The 22,005-nt window shown below is 56.7% G+C and carries 24 protein-coding genes; 8 read left to right on the top strand and 16 right to left on the bottom strand.

Annotated features, from left to right (window positions below; genetic code table 11):
- Positions 1-5: 5 nt before the first annotated feature.
- Both flgB and B9Z42_RS14035 read right to left on the bottom strand, forming a co-directional pair.
- Complete coding sequence (gene flgB, locus B9Z42_RS14040; RefSeq protein WP_100134027.1) at positions 6-389, bottom strand: flagellar basal body rod protein FlgB; 384 nt, start codon at positions 387-389, stop codon at positions 6-8.
- A gap of 153 nt (positions 390-542) precedes the next feature.
- Complete coding sequence (locus tag B9Z42_RS14035; protein WP_100134026.1) at positions 543-1,832, bottom strand: LysM domain-containing protein; 1,290 nt, start codon at positions 1,830-1,832, stop codon at positions 543-545.
- A gap of 69 nt (positions 1,833-1,901) precedes the next feature.
- Here B9Z42_RS14035 and flgA point away from each other — a divergent pair, with 69 nt between their 5' ends.
- The 3 genes from flgA to flgN all read left to right on the top strand — a co-directional run bounded on the left by flgA (position 1,902) and on the right by flgN (position 3,542).
- On the top strand, positions 1,902-2,711 hold the full coding sequence (flgA, locus tag B9Z42_RS14030) for a flagellar basal body P-ring formation chaperone FlgA (protein ID WP_143474099.1): 810 nt from the start codon (positions 1,902-1,904) through the stop codon (positions 2,709-2,711).
- Positions 2,712-2,782: 71 nt separating this feature from the next.
- Positions 2,783-3,103, top strand: coding sequence for a flagellar biosynthesis anti-sigma factor FlgM (flgM, locus tag B9Z42_RS14025; protein WP_233203654.1), 321 nt, complete (start codon positions 2,783-2,785; stop codon positions 3,101-3,103).
- Positions 3,104-3,119: 16 nt separating this feature from the next.
- Positions 3,120-3,542, top strand: a complete 423-nt coding sequence (gene flgN, locus B9Z42_RS14020; protein ID WP_100134023.1) for a flagellar export chaperone FlgN — start codon at positions 3,120-3,122, stop codon at positions 3,540-3,542.
- A 19-nt stretch (positions 3,543-3,561) separates the two neighbouring features.
- On the opposite strand, the gene B9Z42_RS14015 is transcribed toward flgN, so the two are convergent.
- Genes B9Z42_RS14015 through B9Z42_RS13995 form a run of 5 tightly spaced genes read right to left on the bottom strand, consistent with a single transcriptional unit; the run spans position 3,562 to position 6,987 of the window.
- On the bottom strand, positions 3,562-3,855 hold the full coding sequence (locus tag B9Z42_RS14015) for an EscU/YscU/HrcU family type III secretion system export apparatus switch protein (RefSeq protein WP_100134022.1): 294 nt from the start codon (positions 3,853-3,855) through the stop codon (positions 3,562-3,564).
- 9 nt (positions 3,856-3,864) lie between these two features.
- Positions 3,865-4,956, bottom strand: coding sequence for a hypothetical protein (locus B9Z42_RS14010; protein ID WP_100134021.1), 1,092 nt, complete (start codon positions 4,954-4,956; stop codon positions 3,865-3,867).
- A 9-nt stretch (positions 4,957-4,965) separates the two neighbouring features.
- Positions 4,966-5,367, bottom strand: coding sequence for a FimV family protein (locus B9Z42_RS14005; protein WP_100134020.1), 402 nt, complete (start codon positions 5,365-5,367; stop codon positions 4,966-4,968).
- Positions 5,368-5,393: 26 nt separating this feature from the next.
- Positions 5,394-6,458 carry a hypothetical protein gene (locus B9Z42_RS14000; protein WP_100134019.1) on the bottom strand — a complete coding sequence of 355 codons (1,065 nt, stop codon included), beginning with the start codon at positions 6,456-6,458 and terminating at the stop codon, positions 5,394-5,396.
- Positions 6,459-6,483: 25 nt separating this feature from the next.
- A complete protein-coding gene (locus B9Z42_RS13995; RefSeq protein ID WP_100134018.1) occupies positions 6,484-6,987 on the bottom strand; it encodes an LPP20 family lipoprotein in 504 nt (167 codons plus the stop codon).
- Positions 6,988-7,121: 134 nt separating this feature from the next.
- Here B9Z42_RS13995 and B9Z42_RS13990 point away from each other — a divergent pair, with 134 nt between their 5' ends.
- Complete coding sequence (locus B9Z42_RS13990; protein WP_100134017.1) at positions 7,122-8,225, top strand: sigma-54-dependent Fis family transcriptional regulator; 1,104 nt, start codon at positions 7,122-7,124, stop codon at positions 8,223-8,225.
- Between the two features lie 28 nt (positions 8,226-8,253).
- On the opposite strand, the gene B9Z42_RS13985 is transcribed toward B9Z42_RS13990, so the two are convergent.
- The 8 genes from B9Z42_RS13985 to flhA form a co-directional block, all read right to left on the bottom strand.
- Positions 8,254-9,264: a flagellar motor protein MotB gene (locus B9Z42_RS13985; RefSeq protein WP_100134016.1), complete on the bottom strand. Its 1,011-nt coding sequence runs from the start codon at positions 9,262-9,264 to the stop codon at positions 8,254-8,256.
- The gene (locus tag B9Z42_RS13980; protein WP_100134015.1) at positions 9,264-10,124 is read right to left on the bottom strand and encodes a motility-associated protein; all 861 of its coding nucleotides are present in this window, start codon (positions 10,122-10,124) and stop codon (positions 9,264-9,266) included. The genes B9Z42_RS13985 and B9Z42_RS13980 overlap by 1 nt, the downstream gene beginning before the upstream one ends.
- A gap of 90 nt (positions 10,125-10,214) precedes the next feature.
- Entirely contained in the window at positions 10,215-10,637 is a 423-nt protein-coding gene (gene fliS, locus B9Z42_RS13975) for a flagellar export chaperone FliS (protein WP_100134014.1), read from the bottom strand.
- A 93-nt stretch (positions 10,638-10,730) separates the two neighbouring features.
- Positions 10,731-11,534 (bottom strand): hypothetical protein, encoded by an 804-nt coding sequence (locus B9Z42_RS13970; RefSeq protein WP_143474098.1) that lies wholly within the window; start codon positions 11,532-11,534, stop codon positions 10,731-10,733.
- Positions 11,531-12,286, bottom strand: coding sequence for an RNA polymerase sigma factor FliA (gene fliA, locus B9Z42_RS13965; RefSeq protein ID WP_100134012.1), 756 nt, complete (start codon positions 12,284-12,286; stop codon positions 11,531-11,533). The genes B9Z42_RS13970 and fliA overlap by 4 nt, the downstream gene beginning before the upstream one ends.
- Positions 12,283-13,110 carry a MinD/ParA family protein gene (locus B9Z42_RS13960; RefSeq protein WP_100134011.1) on the bottom strand — a complete coding sequence of 276 codons (828 nt, stop codon included), beginning with the start codon at positions 13,108-13,110 and terminating at the stop codon, positions 12,283-12,285. Before B9Z42_RS13960 ends, fliA begins: the two co-directional genes overlap by 4 nt.
- A complete protein-coding gene (locus B9Z42_RS13955) occupies positions 13,103-14,488 on the bottom strand; it encodes a hypothetical protein (RefSeq protein ID WP_100134010.1) in 1,386 nt (461 codons plus the stop codon). The genes B9Z42_RS13960 and B9Z42_RS13955 overlap by 8 nt, the downstream gene beginning before the upstream one ends.
- A 36-nt stretch (positions 14,489-14,524) precedes the next feature.
- Positions 14,525-16,621 (bottom strand): flagellar biosynthesis protein FlhA, encoded by a 2,097-nt coding sequence (gene flhA / locus B9Z42_RS13950; protein ID WP_100134009.1) that lies wholly within the window; start codon positions 16,619-16,621, stop codon positions 14,525-14,527.
- 189 nt (positions 16,622-16,810) lie between these two features.
- On the opposite strand from flhA, the gene B9Z42_RS13945 reads away from it, so the two are divergent.
- From B9Z42_RS13945 to fliN, 4 genes are read left to right on the top strand one after another with little or no spacing between them, the layout of a single operon-like run.
- Positions 16,811-18,655: a flagellar hook-length control protein FliK gene (locus B9Z42_RS13945; RefSeq protein ID WP_100134008.1), complete on the top strand. Its 1,845-nt coding sequence runs from the start codon at positions 16,811-16,813 to the stop codon at positions 18,653-18,655.
- A gap of 35 nt (positions 18,656-18,690) precedes the next feature.
- The gene (gene fliL / locus B9Z42_RS13940) at positions 18,691-19,287 is read left to right on the top strand and encodes a flagellar basal body-associated protein FliL (RefSeq protein ID WP_100134007.1); all 597 of its coding nucleotides are present in this window, start codon (positions 18,691-18,693) and stop codon (positions 19,285-19,287) included.
- Between the two features lie 11 nt (positions 19,288-19,298).
- Positions 19,299-20,291: a flagellar motor switch protein FliM gene (gene fliM / locus B9Z42_RS13935; RefSeq protein ID WP_100134006.1), complete on the top strand. Its 993-nt coding sequence runs from the start codon at positions 19,299-19,301 to the stop codon at positions 20,289-20,291.
- A gap of 14 nt (positions 20,292-20,305) precedes the next feature.
- The gene (fliN, locus tag B9Z42_RS13930) at positions 20,306-20,674 is read left to right on the top strand and encodes a flagellar motor switch protein FliN (protein ID WP_233203653.1); all 369 of its coding nucleotides are present in this window, start codon (positions 20,306-20,308) and stop codon (positions 20,672-20,674) included.
- 118 nt (positions 20,675-20,792) lie between these two features.
- On the opposite strand, the gene B9Z42_RS13925 is transcribed toward fliN, so the two are convergent.
- On the bottom strand, positions 20,793-21,995 hold the full coding sequence (locus B9Z42_RS13925) for a carbonic anhydrase (protein ID WP_158235969.1): 1,203 nt from the start codon (positions 21,993-21,995) through the stop codon (positions 20,793-20,795).
- Positions 21,996-22,005: the final 10 nt, after the last annotated feature.

The following is a 22,005-nucleotide window of genomic DNA, read 5'->3' as shown; positions in this document are numbered from 1 at the left end:
ATTCATTACTCCCCGCGCAAAGCTTTGCGCAATCCGCCAATGCGGTTTTCTAAAAATTGCAAGGTGGCTTGGTACTCGCTGGCGGCCTTACCGTATTGGGCTTGTTCGACGTTCATTTCGACCGTGTTGCCATCAAAAGAACTGTTGAACGGGGTGCGAAAACGCATGCCGTTGTCAGGGCCTTCTTGAATGCCAGCGAAATGCTTTTCATTGGTCGCTGTCAAATATTCGGTCTTGACTTCTTTGAGCATGGCTTTGAAATCAACGTCTTGCGCTTTGTAATTCGGTGTGTCGGCGTTGGCGATGTTGCGGGCGAGCACTTCCATACGCTGGCTTCTGACGCCAAGCGCACGTTCATGAATTCCGAATGCATTTGAAAAAAGATTCATGGCACCACTCCGATCTAGATCGACTCCGATTAATTGACACATGACCTCAAGTCATGAGGCCTCAGGTCGATTAGTGCAAGAGCCATGCCAACGGTGTTTTGACGGTGCAGGTGGCAAAACTTTGCCGCTCCCCTTCGCGCAACACCCCCCGCGTTATTCCACTTGGGTCACGGCGGCTTGGGTGGCGTACGCGCTCAAGCGGGCCGCTTGCGGGCTGCTGCGCTGGGCCAGGTCGGTGCCCAAGCGCTCTTTGGCGTTTTGGTGCAAGCCCGCGACGATGGAGTTGCGGGTGATGGGGGCCCGCACGTCGCGGTTGACATGCAAATAAGCCGCTTGGCGGCCTGGGATATTCAAGGGTGCGTTGGGGCGGGTTTCATTGCGTGCGGCCGGCGTGAGCACGGTCAAGTACAAATCGTCCAAACCGACAGGGCCGTTGTTTTTGAGGCCCGTGTCGTCAAAGTATTTGCCCACCATGTCGAGCTGCTGCAAGACGCTGTGGCCCAAGATGGCCTTGGGGTTGGCACCAAAACCGGCGCTGGCTGCGCCGCGGTCGGGGCCATCGCAAAACTGAATGATGCCGTGGCAGCGGTTGTTGGTGGCTTTGGGGTTGAGGCCATCACTCTCCATCAAGCTAAGGCGCGCAAAGTCATCGGGCGCAAACTTGTGTTGCTGCGACATTTGCACAATTTTGTTCATCACCGCTTGTTTTTCTTCGGCGGGGATGAAGCCTTTGTCGACGGCGCGGGCAATGGTTTTTTCAAGTACGGGGTGCGTGCTGCGATCGGCACGCGACAGCAACTGAATTTGTGCCGTACCCGCGAGCGATGCTGCGCCCAAGGGCGTGGCGAAGCTCTCGCCGTTCAAGGTCAAGGGCGCTGCCGCATTGGCCTGGAAAGGGTTCGATAAGGATGAAGGTGCCGCATTGGCAGCGAGAGCCGACAGCGCCGCCGCTGTGCTGATCGACAGAGGGCTGGCGGAGGGAACTGAATTGGCAGCGGCATAAAAAGCAGTTGCCGTATTTTGTAATGGGCTTTGCGCGTTGGGTGCGCTGACCGATTGGGCACTGCTCGCGCCCGCTTGCGCAACGCTGTAGTTCAGACTCTCCAAATTCAGGCGTTGACCCGGATGAATCAAGTTGGCATTGGGCAAGTTGTTGGCGCGGGCCACGGTTTGTGCCAAACGCAGGGCATCGTTGTTGGACAGGTTGACCCCACGCGATGCCATTTGCTCGCGCACGATGCCTGACAAGGTCTGCCCAGATTTAACCGAGGTGTCCCAAGCCGGCGCACGGCCCTCAGGCGCCAAAGCACCTGATGCGCCCGACATGGCGCGTGTGAATGCAGGTGCCGCACGCGTGAACGCCTGCGACCCCACGGGCAGCGGTGACTTGCCGTTGATATCGGTGGTGTTCACCTGGGGTTGAAAGGACGGGTCGAGTCGCATGGCGGTTCCGATTAACGGTGGTTTTAAAAGTTGGTCTCGTTCTTGCAAGAAGGTGAAGGTCTGAAAAAAATGTCAAAACTTCAACACCTGACCCCACTCACCATGCAATTGCTGTGCCTAACCAAAACCGACAGTCACCCAGCCTTCAGCGCTCGGTGGTTGGGATGGGTGATCGCTTGGGTGCTTTGCCACGCCAGCCTTGGGTTTGCGGCCGATACGGCCCCTGCCCCGTCGGCCTTGGAGGTGTTGCAAACCCAAGCCCAGCAGTGGGCCAGCTCAAACCCCTCATTCCAAGGGCGTGCCGTGCATGTGGCGCCCATCGACAACCGCATTGCGGTGCAAAGCTGTCAACAAACCCTGCAATTTGACCAACCGTTTCCGGGGCAAGCCTCGGTGCGCGTGCGCTGCGGCCAACCGATTTGGCAGCTTTACGTCACCCTGAACTCGGGCAACAGCCCCGCTCCAGTGGCACGCAATGGCTTGGCTGCCCCCGCGGTGCACAAAGTGTTGGTGGCCAAAGACCTGCTCAAACGCGGCACGCTGCTGACGCCTGACATGTTCACCGCCACCGAAATGCCAGCACCCGGCATGGAAAGTGCTTTGATCAATGACCCCAAGCTGATCGCCAACATGGAGTTGACGCGTGACTTGACACCCAACACGCCCTTGAAAACCTACGACGTGAAAACGGCAGTTTTGGTCAGGCGCGGGCAAGAAGTGCAGGTCACGGCAGGCGTGGGACAAGGTTTTTTGATCACCATGCGCGCAGAATCTTTGCAAGATGGGGGAATAGGTGAACAAATCCGCTTGAAAAACAGCGAGTCGGGTCGATCTTTGATTGCAGTGATCACTGGCCCTAACGCAGCAAGATTGAGATAAATTTTTGAAAATTGGCCTCAAGTTCTAGAATTTGGGGTCGATTGAAGTGTTGTGAAAAAGGAGAAATCATCATGAGTGACGCTATTTCGAATTACGGACGCATGGCCACATCGAACGCTACCTTGCGCAGCGCCATCGATAAGGTCGACAAAAAAAGCCCCAATGCCACGCAAGCGGCAGACACGGGAGCTACACCAACGCTGGAAAAGCCTTCAGCTGGAGCAGACAAATTGAGCCTGAGCAATGTTGCGCAAAAGGTCATGGCACAGCCAGACTTCGACCGCTCCAAAGTCGAAGCGATCAAGCAAGCGATCAAGGATGGCAACTACCCTGTGAACCCTCGCCGCATCGCCGAGAACTTTGTCGCGCTCGAACGCATGATTTCGAACTGATCGGCCTCCCACCGATATGACAACACCCGCCACCGACACCTTGCCCTCCTCCCTGGAGCAAGCCTTGGTTTTGGCGCAAACGCTGCAAGAGATGCTGGAACTGGAGTTCGAGCACCTGAAAGCGCAAGATTTGGATGCCTTCGAGGCTTCCCAACCCGTCAAAAACGACGTGCTGATGCAACTCGTGCAACTCGCTGGCATTCAAAATGCCGAGTCGGCAGACGCCTTGGGACCTGAATGGGATGGCTTCAAGGAGCAAATGGCCCAGTGCCGCGACATGCACCGTCGCAACGAAGTGCTGATTGGTCGAAAAATTGACGCCATTCGTGGCGCCTTACAAAGCTTGCAAGTGCAAGACCCCGCCAGCTCGATCGAGATTTATGACCGGCTCGGCAAACTCAACCGCTCTCGACGCGGCCGCGGCTACAGCGACGCTTAAGTCCTGAAGCGCAGCTGTCTTAAGCTTCGCGCGCCTTCTCATCCCCGGGCTGCATGCCCTTGAGCCAGTACACCCACGACAAAATCACGGCCACAGCGGTGAACATGTCTTGCGGAATTTCTTGCCCCACATCCAAACGGCTCAGCATGGCCAGCAAACGCGGGTCTTGCGCCACATACACCCCCTGACGTTTGGCTTCTTCGACGATGCGACGCGCCAGCTCCTCATCCCCTTTGGCGGTGACGGTGGGCGTTTTGTTGCGACCGTACTCCAGGGCAACGGCTTGCTGTGTGTAGGGCTTGTTTTGAGACATGGCGTGCGCTCAAGCTTGGGTGTCGATCAACGCACCATGTGGTGGTGGTGGCCGGTCCACCTTGGCATCGGGACGCGCCGCGTTGTAGACCTGAAAACTGCCCATCACCAAGCCTGCACTTTCAAGCTCATAAGTGAGCTCGCTCGCATTAAAACGTGCCTGCGCAGCCACTTCCTCTTTGAGCGCCCACATGGTCAGATCGACCTTGGCGTTATCGCTGATGCTGGTTTTAAGCCAGACCTCACCTAACACACGGCTTTGGGTGTGCATGTTCACCACCAAGGGATTTTTAGGCTGGCCAGGCTGATGGCCGCGCCGCTCAAAGCGCATCTCTACCGGGTCGGCATCTTTGAAAGGAATGACAAAGGCCAGGTTCAAATCACCCTTGTGGCGGTCTTGTGTGGCTTGCAACTGGGCAGATTCCGCCTCATCGACAGCCTGCTGCAAGGATTCGGTGTCGCCCCCTTCCACGGCCCCCATGCGCGCGCGATCAGCCATGATGAGGCGCAGCAATGCTTTGACATCTGACTCAACCGGTGCGCCCTCGGCCAAACTGGCCTCACCACTCTTGCCGCTTTGCAACACAAAGCGGCGCAGGGTTTGCGGCTGCAAAGAGGCCATGCTCAAGCGCTGCGCTTTGATGCGTTCTTTGAGCTCGCTGCTGCCTGCTGGCAACAAACTCTCCAACATGCCTGGCTGCATCAACGTCATCAACGCGCTGAAGCCACCGGGTTGGAGCAGCAGCGTGTTCAACCGCGAAGGCGGCGCTGCGATGGGGGCACCGGTGACGGGATCGACACCGGCAAAACGCCCCGTGTGCAAGAGCTGCAAGGTCCACTGCCCTGTGGGCAAGAGCTGCGCGCGCAACTGCGAGACGTCCCCCTCTTTGATGTAGGGCGAGAGCGGTAAATTGAACACCTGGTCGTTGAGCGTGAGCTTGATTTGGCCTTGTCGCAGCGCAGCCGTGGCCTGCACCACTTGGCCATCGTGCAAGCCCAGCGCACGCGCCACAGGGGCATCCACATAGGTTGTCCGCATGTCGAGCTGCACGGGCAACACCCGTGAAACTTGGTAGACGCCCTCAGGGCCAAGAATGGCCATGGCTTGACCTTAAGGGAAGCGCACCCAGTTTTTGCGCTCGTTCATGTTCATGTCGCGGGTGGAGTAGCCGCCCGCCCAGGTGTTGCCCGCTGGGGCGGAGGCAGAGGCCTTGCCACTGGCCCCTAACTGCGTGCGCAGCAAATCTTCGTTGCTGGGCAGACGCAACACCGCACCCGCGATCAACACACGCGGCGTAGATTGGGTGAAAGCTTGCGGATTTTGTTGCATCAGAGCTTGGCGCAAAACTTCGTTTTTCAGAGGACTGTCCGCCAAATGTTGGCGAATCACTTTGTCCATTGTGTCACCGGCTTGCACGGTGTAGGTCTTGCCCGCAGGCTCAGCGGCCCAGGCAGCGCCAGCCATGAGGCCTGTCGCCAACAATGCGCGCAGGTAAACAGGCAACGTGGTCATGAGAATTCTCCGTGTCAACTTGTTGATCAGTACGTGTAAGGCCAAGCGACCCAGGTGCCGCGAAACTTTTGCGCTTGTCCGGCCACTTGCTTCAATTCAGCTTGGTAAGGACTGACGGATTTGACCTCGGCCAGCACCGCGGCGTCTAACGCACCGCCTTCTAAGGCATGTTTGGGCAGCACCCGTGAGTCGGCCAACATGAGTTTATCGCCCACCCGCAGACCCGCTGTGCCACCCGCGTTGAGGGTGAGTTTGCCCGGCACGTCTTGCAACACCGCAAAACTTTGGGGATCGCAGGCGAATTGCTTGTCGAGCTGTTGGGCCAAGCCGGCCACAGAGCGGGCAATGGCATCGGCGGTGTCGAGGTCGATTTTGGGCTGCCCCAAACGGTCGGCTTGGGGGTAGGTCAACACCGTGTCTTGGGCACTCAGCCATGCACCACGCGCACCTGGGCCGCGCACTTGCCACTTCAAGACAAAGCCAGACAGGTCATCGGTGGTGGTGCCTTCGGGGGCGGGCGCCAAGGTCAATTGCAAATGCCACTGCACATGTTCTTCGCCTTGGCCGTAACTGCTGCGGTCGTAGGCACGGGTGTGAACCGCGTCGGTCATCACGCGCCAGTGCTGGGCTTGGCTGGTCGCTTCAAGCAAACGAGCGCGTGCAGTTCGACCCATTTGCTGGGCTTGAAAGCGTTGTGCAGGTCGCAAACTGGGCGACAAGTCCACACCGACGGACATGACATGCATCAGCGGCGCCTTGGCCTGTGTGGCCTCACATCGTTTGGGGGCCACGGCCTGCGCGTTGGCATCGCCCATGTCAGCCTGTGGCTCGTTGTTGGCGTCACGCGAGTAAGACTTGACACGCAGATCGCGCACCTGGATCTCGGAGCTGAAACGGTTCAACTCACGCAACGCCCCATTGGTCTCCATCCAGCTGGTGGCGGTGACTTGGGTGTTGGCTTTCATGGCGGTTTCCACCAACGCGCTGCGGATCGCTTTCAAACGCTCCTCAGGGCTCAGGTCGGCCGCGCGCGCGCCCTGCCAAAGGCTCAAGCCAGCGAGCAAGAAGGGCATGCAGCGCAAAAAGTTCATGGCACAGGTCTCCAAACGGGTCGCATCAGCGGCGTTTGTTGTTCAAGCTGGCGATGTACAGCGTGCGCAGATCGTTCACAACGCCACGGTCCAAGGACATGGTGGTCTCGTAGGTGTCGTCACCCACGGGTGTGATGCTGACCAACACGGCGCCAAAAATGACACCCTCCACACGGGCACGGAAGGTGTCGCTCATCACCGTCATGTCGGCCACGGTCGTGCTGGCATCTAACTGCTGGCCGTACACCTGCTCGGTCAAGGCGCGGTAGGCGTCAAGTTTCGATGCACGGATGGCCAACAAACGTTGCTGTGCTGGGTTGCGGTGATTTTGAATACTAATCACCGCATACCCCGTTGCCATCAAAGTCTCACGCTTTTCCGTCATCGGCGTGATCATGGTGGCCGGTTTGTTGTCGGCCTCAGATGCCGGCAACCCTTGGTGCTCGTGGACGTGTTGAAATTTAAAAGCGGAGCAGCCGCTCAAAAACAAAGTAACTGCGAGGGCAGTCCAAACTGTGATGCGTTTCATGTCGTGTTCCTTAAACAGGTCTCCCCCTAGATTCGGTGCGAAGGCACGCATCTTTAATAAATTGAAGAATGAATACTTTTGCTGTCTTGCTGCAATTTTGGGGATCTCGACAATCATGTGTAGGAATTTTTGACATGAAACAGATGACTCACTTTATTGGCTCCAGCACCTCCGCTCAATCGCTGCGCGGTTTGGTGGCCACCATGGCCAACTCCAATGCCACGGTCATGATCACCGGCGAAAGTGGAACCGGTAAAGAGCTGCTGGCTCGCTTGCTGCACGATGAGTCTGAGCGCTGTGGTGCCAATTTTGTGCCGATTAACTGCGCCGCCATCCCCAAAGATTTGCTGGAGAGCGAACTGTTTGGCCACCGCAAAGGCGCCTTCACAGGCGCCGTGGCCGACCGCATTGGTCGTTTCGAGCTGGCCCACGGCGGCACCATCTTTTTGGATGAAATTGGCGACATGTCGCTGGACATGCAGGTCAAGCTGCTGCGCGTGCTGCAAGAGCGCACGGTAGACCCGATTGGTGGCACCCGTCAAATCAACGTCGATGTGCGCGTGATCGCCGCGACCCACCGCGATTTAGAAACCGAAATTGCGGCTGGCCGCTTCCGCGAAGACTTGTACTACCGCCTCAATGTGTTGCCTATGGTGACACCCCCTCTGCGCGAACGCCCAGACGATGTGCCTGAGTTGCTGGCGTTTTTTGCCAAAAAACATGTCAACTTTGGCAAGCCTCCGATCACGTTCAAGCCTGACTTTTTGCAAGCCTTGCAAAAGTACCCGTGGCCGGGTAATGTGCGCGAGTTGTCGAACTTGGTGGACCGTTTCAGCACCCTGTACGCGGGCCAAGAGCTGGAGCTGCGCGCCATTCCGCCCACACTGCTGCCCAAGGGCTTGATCTCGGCCCAAGCCGAATTGCAAGCGATTGCGCCCTTGTTGGCCAAGTTAGAAATGACACCGCCCCCTGAAGTGCTGATTGAGCTGGATGACCAACCAGACCTAGAAGACGAGAACGACATTGAAGGCATCATCATGCTGGCCCAAGGCATGCCGCATTTGCCGCCAGAAGGCTTGTCGCTCAAAGAGCGCATGGCGCAAATCGAACGCAGCATCATTGAGCAGGCCTTGAGTCGCAACTCGGGCAATGTGTCACGCACGGCCAAGTTGCTCAATTTGCAACGCACCACCTTGATCGAGAAGATCAACAAGTACGACCTGCGGTCAGTCGCTTGAACCGAGGTCAGCCTCGGCTGACACGCCTCTAGTCTTTGTCGTTGTAGAGCACGGTGATGCTCATGCGACGGTTACGCGGATCGCGCGGATCTTTCGGGTTGAAGGGGTCGGTATCAGCCACGCCTTCAATGCGCGCGAAACGGTTTTCTTTGATGCCTTTTTTCTCCAGCAAAGAACGCGTCACCTCAGCACGCTCAGCCGACAACGACCAGTTGTTGCGCCCTTCCGGGTTTTGAAACTGCACACTGTCCGTGTGGCCACGAATCGCAACTTTGTTCGGAATTTCAGCCAACGACGCCGCAATTTCGGAGATCAAGCTAGAAGCCTTACCCTGCATGGTCATGCCGCCACTGGGGAACATCGCAAAGTCAGCTTTGTCGATGATTTCAATGCGCAAACCGTCTTTGTCACGCGTGATCGACACTTGGTCTTTCAGACCCTCGAGCTTTTTGTTTTGCGACAGCTTTTGCTCAATTTCTTGTTCGAGCTTGGCAAAGTCGGCTTGCTCTTTGGCAGCAGCCACTTCTTTTTTCTGTTCTTCCGACAGCTTGTCGGGGTCGGAATAGGGGTTTTGATTTTCCTGACCAGGCTCGGTGCTGGGGTTGGGGCCGCCTTCTGAGCGGGGTGTCAAACGTTCCAACAGGCCGGTTTGTTTGGCTGAAAACGGAAAACCATCGGGGTCAATGATGGACGTACCACCAAACATGCCGTTCGATCCCGCCAATTTACCCATGGTGACGATGCTTTGGGAGGTGGGTTTGAAGTAGTCGGCAATACTTTTACGCTGGTCTTCGTTGGAAGCGCCGAGCAGCCACATCAACAAAAAGAAGGCCATCATGGCCGTCATCATGTCGGCCAACGCAATTTTCCAAGCGCCACCGTGGGCCCCGCCATGGCCATCATCAATGATTTTTTTGATGATGATCACCGGCGCGGGCGCTGCCGGGACTTCCTCGGGAATGGCAGGCGGCTTCGGAACGACTGGCGCCGCCTCGCCTTCAGGTACGACCGCTACGGCGGCGTCTTTTTCATCCGCCATTACTTCCTCAGCGCATCAAAGATTTCGCCAAACGAGGGCTGAGAGTCATGGCTGATACACACACGGGCGCCTTCGATGATCAACGGCACAGGGTAGCCATGCATGTTGCCCAAAATGATTTGCTGAGCCACTTTGAGCACTTCACCATCTTCATCAATGATTTGCTTCAAGCGACCGGCAAAGGGCTCGAAAATACCGTAAGCCATGAACACGCCCAAGAACGTGCCCACCAAGGCGCCACCAATCAGCGCACCCAGCACAGGTGGAGGCTGGTCAATCGCACCCATGGTCTTCACCACACCCAGCACACAAGCCACAATGCCCAGCGCAGGCAAGGCGCCAGACAAAGCGGCCAAAGCTTCGGCGGCTTTCAATTCGGTGTGATGGTGAACCTTGATGGACGTGGTCATGACGTCTTCGACGGCGTAAGGGCTCAATGTGCCTGAAGACACCACCATCAAGCGGATGGTGTCGCAAATCAAACCGGTCAAGCCGTGGTCTTTCAACATCTTCGGAAATTCACCAAAGATCGCACTGGCTTCGGGGTTTTCAACGTGAGACTCCATGGCCACCGCGCCTTCGGCCTTGAGCGTTTTCATCAATTTGGAGATGACCGCGATGATGGCGACGTAGTCGTCTTTTTTGTACTTGGGGCCTTTGACCACACGGCCAAAACCGCCCATCGCCGCTTTAAAGATAGACAGACTGTTGCCCGAAACCATGCCAGCAATGCCCGCCCCACCAATGATGAACAACTCACCCGGTGCGGCTTTGATAATGGGTGCCATGTCACCACCGTGGGCGACGAAACCGCCGAACACGCAGACAAACAGCAAAATAACGCCAACAATCGAAATCATCTAACACTCCCCATGCAGGTCAGCGCACCTCGAACACTTCGGGTGCGCTTGTTTTTATCAATCCTAACAACCTGCAAGATTAACTGAATTTCAGTTCATCAAGCCTGTAGCTCGGGTACTGGCTGGCACCAAGGAAGGCACGCCCTCCCAAGCATCGCGAATTTCGCGCATCAAACCATGAATCTCGTCCAACACGGCGATGTCGTTATGGGCGTTCACATGGAACAAACGGCGTGTCACATAGCTGTACAACTCGTTGAGGTTGCTGGCCAAGTCGCCGCCTTTTTCGAAATCCAAGGCGCCTTGCAAGCCAATCACGATGCGACTGGCGCGGGCGACCGCTTTGGACTTTTCAGCGATGTTGTTGTGCTGGATGTGACCACGAGCGGTCGACAAACTCTCCAGCAAACCGTCAAACAACATTTGAATGAGCTGCACGTTGTTAGCCGTGGCTACGCCTGTGGTGACTTTGACATTGCCATAACTTTGAATGGCACGCATGTTGGCTCGCATCTGATTAGCTCCTGTGTTTCTCTGGTTGACACAGACAGTATCGGAAGGGTGTCAAAAAACTTGAGGGCTTGACAATGAAGATCTTGTGCATTTTTAAGCGGTCTTGGCTGCAGCGGCAACCGGCTCGTTAAAAGGCACATCGGTCACCGTGTCGGTGGCCAAATCTTGCCGCTGCTGGTCCTCATACGCTTGCACCAAGCCAGCGTTCAAGGCATTGCCACCTTCCAGCACCTCGGCTTGGCCGGTTTGATCGGTCAAGGCCAAGACGGCATCGTCCGGTGCACTGGCTTCACCAGGCTGGCCTGGCCTCTTGAATAAGAACTGGGAATACGGCGTGTCGTTGGGAATGCCGACACGTTGGTACATCATGTCCACCACGCTGTCGATGGTTTGCTTCAGACGGTCTAGAACATCTGGGTCTGGGTTTTTGGCGTAATCGCCACCGTACTCGCGAGCGTTGCGGTAAATACTGCCTAAGTGCTGAGGTGGTAACCACGACTGAATGTGGCCACGCGCTGTTTCAATTTGGCGTTCCGAGTTAGGCACGCGGTTTTCAATACCCGCCGCATCACTCACGCCGTCTTGAAACGTAGCGGTGATGTGGGCACGCAAGATGGGCTCGTAATGGGGGCGCAAGGCTGCCACCAAATTGGTGTCAAAACCCTCGACCTCTTTGCCGTTCATGGCGTCCCACAGTTTTTTACCTTCGAGGCCACTGAACAAAATATCGCTGGGTGGTGCAGGGGCAACCGGTGCCTCTGTCTCAGTTTTAGCGTTGGCGTTGGCGGCGTTTTCATGCATTTTGGTCAATTGATTGACCTTGTCGATCAAATACAGCGTGAGGATGACCAGCAACAGCAGCACCCACGACACCACGTTCATCATGAAGTTGCTCATGCGCGTCTCCTCGCAGCGGGTTGATCGGCCTCCGACCCTTCCACTTTCAAGGTGCCACGCAGCTTTTTGACCACGGATGACAAAATTTGACTGACCCGAGATTCGCTGACCCCTAAGGTCTCACCAATTTCCTTCAGGTTGAACTCTTCCACGTAATACAACTGCATGACCAACTGTTCGCGTTCGGGCAACTGGGCAATCGCATCGGTCACCGCGTCCATGAACTGCGCTTCTTCCACGATCACATCGGGCTGCTGCGATGCGTCGTCGGCAATGCTCATCACCTCTTCGGTGACGACTTCCATCGAATAGGTCTCAAACCGCTTGGCTTTGCCGCGTTCTTTGTGAAACTCTTCGAGGTCTTTGCCCATGTAATCGGCAATTTCCGCTTGGCTGGGCGCACGACCCAGCTCGGCAGCCAAAGCGTGCACCGTGGTGTTGTGTTCTTTGTTGAAGGCCACCGCAGAGCGTGGCAAAAACGATAAACGTCGCACCTCGTCCAGCATGGCGCCGCGCACTCGGCTATGGGCGAAGTTCTCAAACTCGATGCCTTTGACAGGGTCAAAGGCACGCGAAGCTTCGAGCAAGCCGATCATGCCAACTTGGATCAGCTCATCGAGCTCCATGAAGGCCGGAATGCGCGCCTTGAGGTGCAGCGCCACACGCTTGACCAAGCCAAGGTGGGCCAACACCAAGTCCTCGCCTTTGGGGGCGCAGGCTTTGTACATGTTGACAGAGGAACGTGGGCTCATGATTCCGACGAACTGTTTTGCATCAGTCGCTCCATGAAAAATTGCATGCCGCCCGACGGGTGGTCAATAGGTCGCAAATGGGTGCAGGCCTCGGCCAAACGCATGTAGTCACGCGAAGCGGCAGAGCCGGGAGCGAGCTCGAGCACCGATTGGTATTTTTTCAGGGCACGCAAGACCATTTCATCGCTCTCGATGGAGGTGAGGTAGTGCACCGACTCGCCCAAGAAACGCACACACACGTCGTTCAGCTTCTTATAAAGCTTCCAGCCTTCGCTTTGGGTGTTGACCATGTTGGGCAACAAATAGATCTCATCCAGACCCATTTCTTTGGTCAAAATTTTGATGGTGCCGTAGGCATCAGCAATCGACGAGGGGTCGTCTTTGACCACAATGAAACGACGCTGACACGCTGCCAAGAACGACAGCACCGAGGGCGAGATGCCGGCGGCCACGTCGACGATCAAGTAATCCACATCGTCAGTCAAAGCGCCAAACGACTGCACGATGCTGGCCGCTTGCACTTGGCTCAAGCCCGCCAACTCTTGCATGCCCGACGCACCCGGAATCAGTTTGATGCCTTGGCGTGTGGTGACCATGATTTCTGGCAAGGTCTTTTGGCCTGCCAAAAAGTGGCCCAAGTTGTACTCGGCGCGCGCACCGAGTGCGATTTGCGCGTTGGCCAAGCCCAAGTCGGCGTCAAACAACATGACGCTGAAGCCCATTTGGCGCAAGGCCACGGCCAAGTTGATGGAGGTGGTGGTTTTACCCACCCCGCCCTTGCCGCTGGCGATGCCGATGATTTCAGTTTTATGGTGCTTACTCATGGGTCAGGCCTGTGGTTTCGGGTTGAAAGCGGGCGGCGATTTGCGCCAATTTAGAGCTGGCCAAGTCGTTCAAAGCGGCGTTGCGCGCAGCGTGGGGGTGGTCTTCCACCTTTGGCAGCGGCAGGTTGTCCAAGGCGCGCTTGACCAAATCGGTCAGGCCGAAGTCTTGCACCAAATCTGCAGTGCGGTCGCCGGTGCTGGCCGCGGACACAGCCACGGTTTGTTCGGTCAAGAACTGCAACAAGGCCCAAGGTTGGTTGGACTCGTCGAGCTTGCTGAGCATCAACGACGCCCAGGTGTTGTCGGTATTTTCAAACACGCGGCGCAAGTTGGCGGCGGAGGCATCGGCGGGCACCACGGCGTGGCATTGGACCTGCAAATTCATGCTGCGCAGGTCGGCCAAACGCTCGTTCATTTGCACGCCGGGGGTGTCGATCAAAATCAATTGGCGGTTGCTGTGCTCTTCGAGCAGCAACTTCAAGGTGGCGGCGTTGGTGGCGCGGAAACTGTCCACACCCGACTGGGCACTGAGCAACTGCGTTTGGCTCCAAGCGCCAGCACGTTGGTCGTGAAAACTGATCACCACCACTTGTTCGCTGCCGTGCGCGAGCGCGGCGTTTTGGGCCAAACGCGCAATCATCAAAGACTTGCCAGCACCCGAAGGACCCGCCAAAGCATGCACACCAGACAGCGGCGTGGCCGCAGAGGCTTGGCCCACGGCGTGGCTGAGTTGGCGTTGCAAAGCGCCCATGGCGTCGGATAGGTTGTCGTGGTCTTTGATGCAGTCCATCAACAAGGCGCGCAACGCGACAGGAATGGGGGCGTCGTTCAAGGCATCACGCAAAGGCGACAAGGCGGCAGGCAGAGGCACGCTGCCTTGCCAAGCGGCCATTTGTTGGCCGAGTTTGAATTCGCGGCGCAAAGAAGCCAGTTCTTCACGCACCAAGGCGACGATTTCGCGGCCGCGCAAGGCGTCGTGCGCGTCTTCGGCCTGTTGTGTGGATTCTTTGACAGGGCTCGCCACTTGCGGGGCCGAAATTTTGGCAATGGGCTTGGCCGCCACTTGAGGCTTCACTTCAATCAAAGGCTGAGCCACTTGGGTGGCTTGACGCTCGCGGGATTGGCGCTTGTTTTGGTCAATTGTTTGACCCAACAGCACATCAAACTTACCAGCAGGCGCTTTGGACTGGGTAAATTCGCTCTTGATGAACGGCTCGGCCTCCTCGGGCGTCAACGGGGACAAGTCCACAGCCACGATCAACTCGGTCAAGCCATTGACTTGGCTGCTGGAGATGATCAGCACATCGGGCCCATACTGAGCCACAGCCTTTTCGTTGGCTGCGCGTGTATCGCGGGCGAGGATTCGTTTCAGTTCCATAGGTCAGCTCACTCTGTCTTATTTGTTGTTGTCGGGTTATCGGCTTTTGGCGTCCACGGTGTGGATCACTTTGACGGCCTGATCGTCCGGAATTTCGCTGTAAGACAGCACAGTCAAATCGTTCACGCGGAAACGGGCAGCTTTGGACAGCCAGCCACGAATCACAGGGGACACCACCAACACAGCGGGGTGGCCCATTTCTTCTACCGTGCGTGCGCCTTCGCGCAAGCTGGCAAACAAGTTCTCAGACAACCCTGGCTCCATCACCACGGCTTGTCCAGGTTGGCTTTGTTGCAAGACGTTATGCAATAACTGTTCCAGGGATGGCTCCAAGGTCATCACTTGCAAGCCACTGTCGGCATCAACCAAGCTTTGCATGATCATGCGACCCAGCTTGGGGCGAACCATGGCGGTGAGTTGCTCAGGGTCTTGGGTGCGGGTGCTGGCTTCGGTCAAGGCTTCGGCGATGGTGCGCATGTCACGAATCGACACGGATTCGGACAACAAATTCTGCAAGGTGCGTGTCAAGATTCCGAGCGATAACTTGCCAGGCACCAAGTCTTCGACGATCTTGGGCGACTTGGCTGCCAATTTATCCAACAGTTGCTGGGTTTCGTCGTGGCTCAACAAGTCAGAGGCGTTTTCGCGCAGCACTTTGTTCAAGTGGGTGGAAATGGCGGTGGCCGCGTCGACCACGGTGTAGCCCAAGGTGCGGGCTTGGTCGCGTTGTGAGGGCTCAATCCAAACGGCTTCTAAACCAAACGCGGGTTCGCGGGTGGCGATGCCTTCGAGCTGACCGTACACGTGACCGGGGTTGATGGCCAATTCGCGGCCCACTTTGACTTCGCCTTTGCCACGCACCACGCCTTTGAGCACGATGTTGTAAGCGTCAGGGTCGATGTTCAAGTCATCACGGATGCGCACAGGCTGCACCAAGAAACCGAGTTCAGCCGACAGCTTCTTGCGCACGCCTTTGACGCGTGTCATCAATTCGCCACCGGTCTCGACGTTGACCAGGGGAATCAAGCCGTAGCCAATTTCCAAACCAATCAAATCGACTTGGTCCACATCGTCCCAGTCGAGTTCTTTGGGGGCTTCAGGCGCAACAGCGTCTTTGACGGCTTGTTCGGCCTGCTCTTCTTGCACATCGCGGGTGATGATCATCAAGCCCAAACCGGCAGCGGCGGCGGCCAAAGCGATGAACATCAGGTGAGGCATGCCGGGCACCATGCCCAAGATCAACAAAATGACGGAGGAAATGAACAAAGCGCTGGGGTTAGACAACTGGTCAGACGCCTGCTCAGAGATCGACTCAGCGGTCGTGACGCGGGTCACGATGATGGCAGTGGCCAAGGACAGCAACAGCGATGGAATTTGCGACACCAAGCCGTCACCAATGGTCAACAGGGTGTAAATCTTGCCGGCTTCAGCCACAGGCAGGTCGTGCTGGGCCACACCGATGATCAAGCCGCCGACCAAGTTGATGATCAAAATCAACAAGCCGGCGATGGCGTCACCGCTCACGAACTTGGAAGCACCGTCCATGGAGCCGAAGAAGTCAGATTCTTGGGCCAACTCAGCGCGGCGCTTTTTGGCGGTGTCTTGGTCGATCACGCCGGCGTTCAAGTCAGCGTCGATGGACATTTGTTTACCAGGCATCGCGTCCAAGGTGAAACGGGCGTTCACTTCAGACACACGGCCGGCACCTTTGGTCACCACGATGAAGTTGATGATCATCAAAATCGAAAAGATGATGAAGCCCACCACGTAGTTACCAGCAATCACGAACTCGCCAAAGGCTTGCACCACTTTGCCAGCCGCATGACCACCTTCGTGGCCATGAACTAACACAGCACGGGTCGAGGCCACGTTCAAGGCCAAGCGCAACATGGTGGCAAACAACAGCACGGTGGGGAATGAAGAAAATTCGAGGGGTTTGCGGGTGCCGATGGCGATCATGATGACCACCAAGCTGATCAAAATGTTGAAGGTGAACAAAAAGTCCAGCAACAGCGCCGGCAAAGGCAAGATCAACATGGCCATGATGACGAGCACCACCACCGGAATACTGAGTCCGGAGAGGTCAAATTTCGACAGGTTCTGTCGAATCGTTGACAGAGTGAGAGTGCTCATCGATGAAATCCAGTTGATTTGGAACGTTTAGTTGTCTTTTCGACCCTGACATAACGTCGGGGACATGTTCACTAAGCAATCGATGTGCCAGCTCAATCCGACACCGACGCGCTGGCTTGGCCACAGCGGCAAGATGTGACCTGTCACGGTTTTTGCTTAACTGCTGAGCCAACTCGTTTTAAAGCACACATGAACCTGTCCAGCTACCTACAAATGCCACCGGCACCCGCCGTGCCTCAGAGCCTTTCGACCAGCGCCACACAAGGGCTGGCGGCAGGATTGCGCGCCGACGCGGGGTCCAACGCAGGCAAAGACTTCGCCAACATCATGGCCCGCCAGTTCCAGCGGCTGTCCGTCTCTGAGCGGCCAAGTTTTGCCGCTGAGTCGACGCCCAGACCCGACCACAGCGCCAAAATCAGCACCAAATCTCACCAAGACTCAGCGCAAAACCAAGCGCGCACCTCCCGAGCCGACGATGCGCTTCAGAGCGACACGGACAGTTATGAGGCCGAAAAAAGCAGCGACGAGAAGCGCGCCGAGCAACGCGCACAACAGCTGCGCGACGCGGCCAGCGCCCAAGCCTTGAATGAGGCCGATGCCACCCTGCTCGCGCAAGTTGCCATGATGGCCATGCCTTCCGCCACGCCGTCTCAAGACGCAGCGGCAACGGCCTCTGAGGCTGCGCTGTCGTTGCGTGCCATCGCGCTCAGTCCGCAAATGCACATCATCACCGCCCCCAGCGCCTCACCCAACGCTGAGAGCTTGACCGCGTTTGCCCAATCGATGGGCTTGGACGAAGCCGCCATACAAAAACTGTTGGGTGAAGGCGCGTCCTCCCCTTCGGCGCTGCTTGGCACAGCCAGCCCTGTGACAAACGCAGCCCTGAGCGCGACAAGCGGCGTTGTCTTGTCAGCCCAAGGCTTGCCCCTTTCAGGTGGCGCACCTGGCGCAGCTTCGGCGAACGAATCAAATGCATTGATGCAGGTCTTGAATGCGGCTGTCGCCGGCACGCCCACATCATCAACCCACAACGCAAGCGGCTTGACGACTGCCCTCACTTCAGCAACACCCAGTTCCTCGGCCGCCACACAATTGGCCGCATTGGGGCTCTTGCCTGACACCCACGCAGCCGCCACCGGGACCGACTTGCCCAGCCACGTTCCCGTTATGACAGCGGCAACAGCCGTGCTGGCAACAAACGCAAACGTACCAACTGCCGCGTCACAAGCCCCTGCTCCACTGGGTTTGAGCGCCGCAGAGATGGCCTCGATCCAACACGTTGAAATCACGCTCGCAGCACCCGCTGCAACCGTGGCCGCCTCGAGCAACAGCGCAGGCCTTCCCAACACGTTCGGCAAGTCATCCAGCACACTGGACGCCCTGTCCTTGCTGGGCGGCGACGTTACCGAGCAAAGCATCAGCGAGTTGGTGGCGCAGTTCTCACAGAACGCCGCCGGCGGTGACGATGCGCAGCAACAACCGTCCTCTGGCAACAGCAGTGGTCAAGGTTTTGCCCAAGCGCTGGCACAAACCAACGCACCCGCACAGACAGCCAACGCCAACGCCCCCTCGTCCGTAGCGACCACAACGCCCATGAGCGAGGTGTACGACCAGCTGAGCGACAAAATGGCCACCGAAATGGCCGCGCGCATGCACAAGCAACTGAGCGATGGCGAATGGAAAATGAAGTTCGGTCTGCGCCCCGCCCATTTGGGTGGCGTGGAAATTCAGCTGGAAATGAAAGACGGCAAGCTCAATGCCATGTTCCAAGCCGAAAACCCACTCACACGCGACCTGCTGCAAAACAGCAGCCAACGCTTGCGCGATGCACTTGAAAACTTTGGCATTCAAGCCGGACAAATGCACATCGGCCAAGACAGCGGCCACGCCCAACAAAACCCCTCGCGCGGTTCTGCAAAACCGTCGCAAGTTGGTGACAATTCACCCATGCAAGTCAAAGACAGCGACACGGTGGCCAGCGCCACCGAATCTCGCAACAAGGCCAATGCGTCCTTGCTTGACCTGTACGCCTAAACACGCATGACTATCTAATAACAGGAGTAAGCCCCATGTCCAGCGCACCCGCAGCAGAAGCCACCACCGAAGCAGGCGAAGCCAAGCCGAAGAAGAAAAAACCCATCTTGTTGATTTTGGTGGTCGTGTTGTCGCTCATCATCCTGATCGGCGGCAGTGTGTTTGGCACCTTGTTCATGTCGGGCTACTTTGACCGCAAGAGCGAAGCCGCTGCCCACGACAAAGTGGACGAACTCGAAAAAGCAGCCGAAAGCGCCCAAAGCGCAGCGGCCAGCCCTTCCAAAATGAAGAAAGAGTCATCGGAAACCACGCGTTTTGAAAATACCTATTTGCAAATCGACAAAGAGTTCATGACCAACATCACTGGCAGCAAAAAGGTGATGGTGGTGCAAATCGCCGTCATGACACATTACGACAGCCGTGTGTTTGACAACGTCAAAAAGCACGAGTTTGCCGTGCGCTCGGCTGTTTTGGACGTGATGCGTCAAAGCACCGAAGCCGACATTGCCAAGCCTGAATTCCGCACTGAGTTGGCCGCCAAAATCAAAACCGTGATGAACGCCATGCTGATGAAGTACGAAGACTTCGGCGGCATCGAAGACGTGTTCTTCACCTCGTTTGTGATGCAGTAACGCACCCGCCCATGAAATCCAACCTGCTCTCGCAAGAAGAACTGGCCGCCCTGTCTGAGGGTGTGCGCGACGGTTCGATCGAGACCGACACCGGCTTTAACACCCGCGTGCGGGTTCGCAAGCACGACCTCGCCAGCGAGGACAGCAGCCTCGGTGTGAACGTCTCGTCGGTCGACATGATCAACGAGCGCTTCATCCGCTTGTTCCGTCTGGGCTTGCTCGAAGTGCTGCGTACCAGCCCGCGTGTGAACCCGACCCGCGTGCAGATCTTGAAGTTTGGCGATTACCTCAAAGGGCTGAAGCCACCGCTCTCGGTCAACATGGTGCGCATGAACCCGCTGCGCGGTAACTCGGTGATCATCATCGACCCCAACGTGGTGTTCAGCTCGCTGGACAGCTTCTTTGGTGGCTTTGGCAAAGGTGTGGGTGAGCTGCCCTCGGGCCGTTTGTTCACGCCGACTGAGAGCCGCATCATCAAGATCATTTTGGAAGTGTTCTTTCGCTCACTCACCGAAGCTTGGGGGCCGTTGTTGCCCATCGAGTGCGAACATGTGAGCTCTGAGATCAACCCCCAGTTTGCGCAAATTGCCGACGAAAACGACCTGGTCGTGTTGAGCCGCTTTGAGGCCGATGCGACGGCGAGCGGCGGCAAAGGCTTCATCGATTTGGTCTACCCCTACTCGTCGCTCAAGCCCGTGCGCGAACTGCTCAGCAGCCGCGTGCAAAGTGGCGAGGGCAACGAAGAGTCCGACAAAATTTGGCGTCGCGAATTGGCGGCTGCTGTGGGTGATGCCAAACTGGAATTGGTGGTCAACATGGGTGAAGTCAAAACCACGTTGCACCACTTGAACAACTTGCAAGAAGGCGATTTGCTCTTCTTTAAGAAAGACGAGACGGCACTGATGAGCACCAGCGGCGTCCCCACCTTTCATGTCAATGTCGGCACACGCGGCTCACAAGTCGCCGTGCAAATTGACCACGAACATGTACACGGCAAAATCTAAGAGAGGACTACCCCATGACCGATCACACTGACGATCTCGACGACGACGCACAAGCCGGACTGGCCCAAATGCTGGCTGGCAATGCGGAACCGAGCTTGGAAGACTTCAAGCCGAGCATGCCCGGCAACATCAACCCCGAGATCTTGCAAAACATCTCGGTCACCTTGTCCATCGAGGTGGGCCGCGCGCAGATCAAAATCAAAGACCTGATGCGTCTGACACAAGGCAGCGTGGTCGAACTCGACCGCATCGCTGGCGAACCGCTCGATCTGTTGGTCAACAACTCGGTGGTGGCCCAAGGTGAAATCGTGTTGGTCAACGACCGCTACGGCGTGCGCTTGACCCGCGTGGTGCCGTCTTCCGAGCGTCTGAAGCTGATTTAATTCATCCGACCTTGAAGCCTCGGATTTTGTTCGAGGTTTCACTGGGTTCCCTCCGCTTCAAGCGACCAAAAAAATGCCTGCAATTGCAGGCATTTTTCTTGGGGGTTAGAAACCGTGATCAGTTCGCGTTGATCTTGCGACCGTTCAGAGGCTGCACGGGGCGTGCATTGCGCTTGAATGGGAAGTCGATGACTTGCTTTTTACCGATGTCCACTGGCGTCTTCAGGATGTAAAAGTTCACACCTTCGGTACAGGGTGGTGTCGTCAACGAGCCTTCGTAGCTGTAGTGGGTCAACGCAGCAGGCACCAGTTTGGCAGGGTCAAACGTGGCTTTTTCAGGCTTGACTTCGGGGCCTTCCGACATAGGTGCGTTGTTCCACAAAGTTTGGATTGCCGCGTTGTCTTTGCCTTCGTTCAGCAACACGCCCAACACCGCCAATTTACCTTCGGCGCTCTTGTGCACAAAGTGCGCGACCATGGCCATGGGCTTGCCGTCAATTTGCTCTTCGCTGGGGCGGTGGAAGTGGAATTGCAACAGGTTGTAAACGTCTTTGTTGATCTTCAGCGTGCTGCCTGGCTCCACGTTCACTTGGATGGTGTGGCCGTTGTTCAAAATTTTCAGCGGACCTTCTTTGTAGGCCACGGTCAACACATCTTTGGACTTTTCAAACGGGCCGGTGATGTTCAACGGCGATTGCTTGCTGCCTTTGGCACAGGTTGGGAACTCATCGCCCCATTTCTCTGGCCCCATCTCGCCGTCGTAAGCCCAATGCACGGCATGGTGACTGTCTTTTTTGCCATGTGCAGGCGCTTTGGACACTGCGCAATCGGCCAACACTTTGACGTTTTTACCCGCGGCCACCAAGGCGTTTTGTGCGGCGCAAATGGTTTTGAGGCGTGAGGCCACTTCGGCCATTTCAAGCGATTTTTCAAACGCTGAAATGGTGTCTGGGTCTTTCACGCCGTTGGTCAGCAGGCGCAAGGCAGCCAAGCCCAATTGACGCTCGCTGGTCATCGGGCCTTTTTGGGCCTTGATGTACGCGTCGTACTCTTCCAAGACCACACCGTTGCTGAACGCATCTTTGACGGATGCGAATTCGGCGAGGGGCGGCTCCATCTCTTTCAGGTGCTCTTTGGCTTCTTCCAGCTCTTTGGTAAGTTTTTCGAGTTCTTCTTTCGCCTCGCCCATGCCTTCGCTGGCCTCGCTTAGCTCTTGGACCACATGGGCTTTGGCGCTGTAGCTCACATAAGCAAACGCCGCAGCGCCTGCGAGCAACAGGCCTAGGACAATTTCGAGAACCAGACGTAGGTATTTTTTCATGGCCATTCAC

The organism is Limnohabitans sp. B9-3, from assembly GCF_002778325.1.
GTDB lineage: Bacteria > Pseudomonadota > Gammaproteobacteria > Burkholderiales > Burkholderiaceae_C > Limnohabitans > Limnohabitans kasalickyi.
This window is presented reverse-complemented; position numbering and strand designations above follow the sequence as displayed.

Coding starts and splice junctions, on each gene's coding strand:
- flgB (WP_100134027.1), bottom strand. CDS start 389: ATGAATCTTTTTTCAAATGCATTCGGAATTCATGAACGTGCGCTTGGC.
- B9Z42_RS14035 (WP_100134026.1), bottom strand. CDS start 1,832: ATGCGACTCGACCCGTCCTTTCAACCCCAGGTGAACACCACCGATATC.
- flgA (WP_143474099.1), top strand. CDS start 1,902: ATGTCAAAACTTCAACACCTGACCCCACTCACCATGCAATTGCTGTGC.
- flgM (WP_233203654.1), top strand. CDS start 2,783: ATGAGTGACGCTATTTCGAATTACGGACGCATGGCCACATCGAACGCT.
- flgN (WP_100134023.1), top strand. CDS start 3,120: ATGACAACACCCGCCACCGACACCTTGCCCTCCTCCCTGGAGCAAGCC.
- B9Z42_RS14015 (WP_100134022.1), bottom strand. CDS start 3,855: ATGTCTCAAAACAAGCCCTACACACAGCAAGCCGTTGCCCTGGAGTAC.
- B9Z42_RS14010 (WP_100134021.1), bottom strand. CDS start 4,956: ATGGCCATTCTTGGCCCTGAGGGCGTCTACCAAGTTTCACGGGTGTTG.
- B9Z42_RS14005 (WP_100134020.1), bottom strand. CDS start 5,367: ATGACCACGTTGCCTGTTTACCTGCGCGCATTGTTGGCGACAGGCCTC.
- B9Z42_RS14000 (WP_100134019.1), bottom strand. CDS start 6,458: ATGAACTTTTTGCGCTGCATGCCCTTCTTGCTCGCTGGCTTGAGCCTT.
- B9Z42_RS13995 (WP_100134018.1), bottom strand. CDS start 6,987: ATGAAACGCATCACAGTTTGGACTGCCCTCGCAGTTACTTTGTTTTTG.
- B9Z42_RS13990 (WP_100134017.1), top strand. CDS start 7,122: ATGAAACAGATGACTCACTTTATTGGCTCCAGCACCTCCGCTCAATCG.
- B9Z42_RS13985 (WP_100134016.1), bottom strand. CDS start 9,264: ATGGCGGATGAAAAAGACGCCGCCGTAGCGGTCGTACCTGAAGGCGAG.
- B9Z42_RS13980 (WP_100134015.1), bottom strand. CDS start 10,124: ATGATTTCGATTGTTGGCGTTATTTTGCTGTTTGTCTGCGTGTTCGGC.
- fliS (WP_100134014.1), bottom strand. CDS start 10,637: ATGCGAGCCAACATGCGTGCCATTCAAAGTTATGGCAATGTCAAAGTC.
- B9Z42_RS13970 (WP_143474098.1), bottom strand. CDS start 11,534: ATGAGCAACTTCATGATGAACGTGGTGTCGTGGGTGCTGCTGTTGCTG.
- fliA (WP_100134012.1), bottom strand. CDS start 12,286: ATGAGCCCACGTTCCTCTGTCAACATGTACAAAGCCTGCGCCCCCAAA.
- B9Z42_RS13960 (WP_100134011.1), bottom strand. CDS start 13,110: ATGAGTAAGCACCATAAAACTGAAATCATCGGCATCGCCAGCGGCAAG.
- B9Z42_RS13955 (WP_100134010.1), bottom strand. CDS start 14,488: ATGGAACTGAAACGAATCCTCGCCCGCGATACACGCGCAGCCAACGAA.
- flhA (WP_100134009.1), bottom strand. CDS start 16,621: ATGAGCACTCTCACTCTGTCAACGATTCGACAGAACCTGTCGAAATTT.
- B9Z42_RS13945 (WP_100134008.1), top strand. CDS start 16,811: ATGAACCTGTCCAGCTACCTACAAATGCCACCGGCACCCGCCGTGCCT.
- fliL (WP_100134007.1), top strand. CDS start 18,691: ATGTCCAGCGCACCCGCAGCAGAAGCCACCACCGAAGCAGGCGAAGCC.
- fliM (WP_100134006.1), top strand. CDS start 19,299: ATGAAATCCAACCTGCTCTCGCAAGAAGAACTGGCCGCCCTGTCTGAG.
- fliN (WP_233203653.1), top strand. CDS start 20,306: ATGACCGATCACACTGACGATCTCGACGACGACGCACAAGCCGGACTG.
- B9Z42_RS13925 (WP_158235969.1), bottom strand. CDS start 21,995: ATGAAAAAATACCTACGTCTGGTTCTCGAAATTGTCCTAGGCCTGTTG.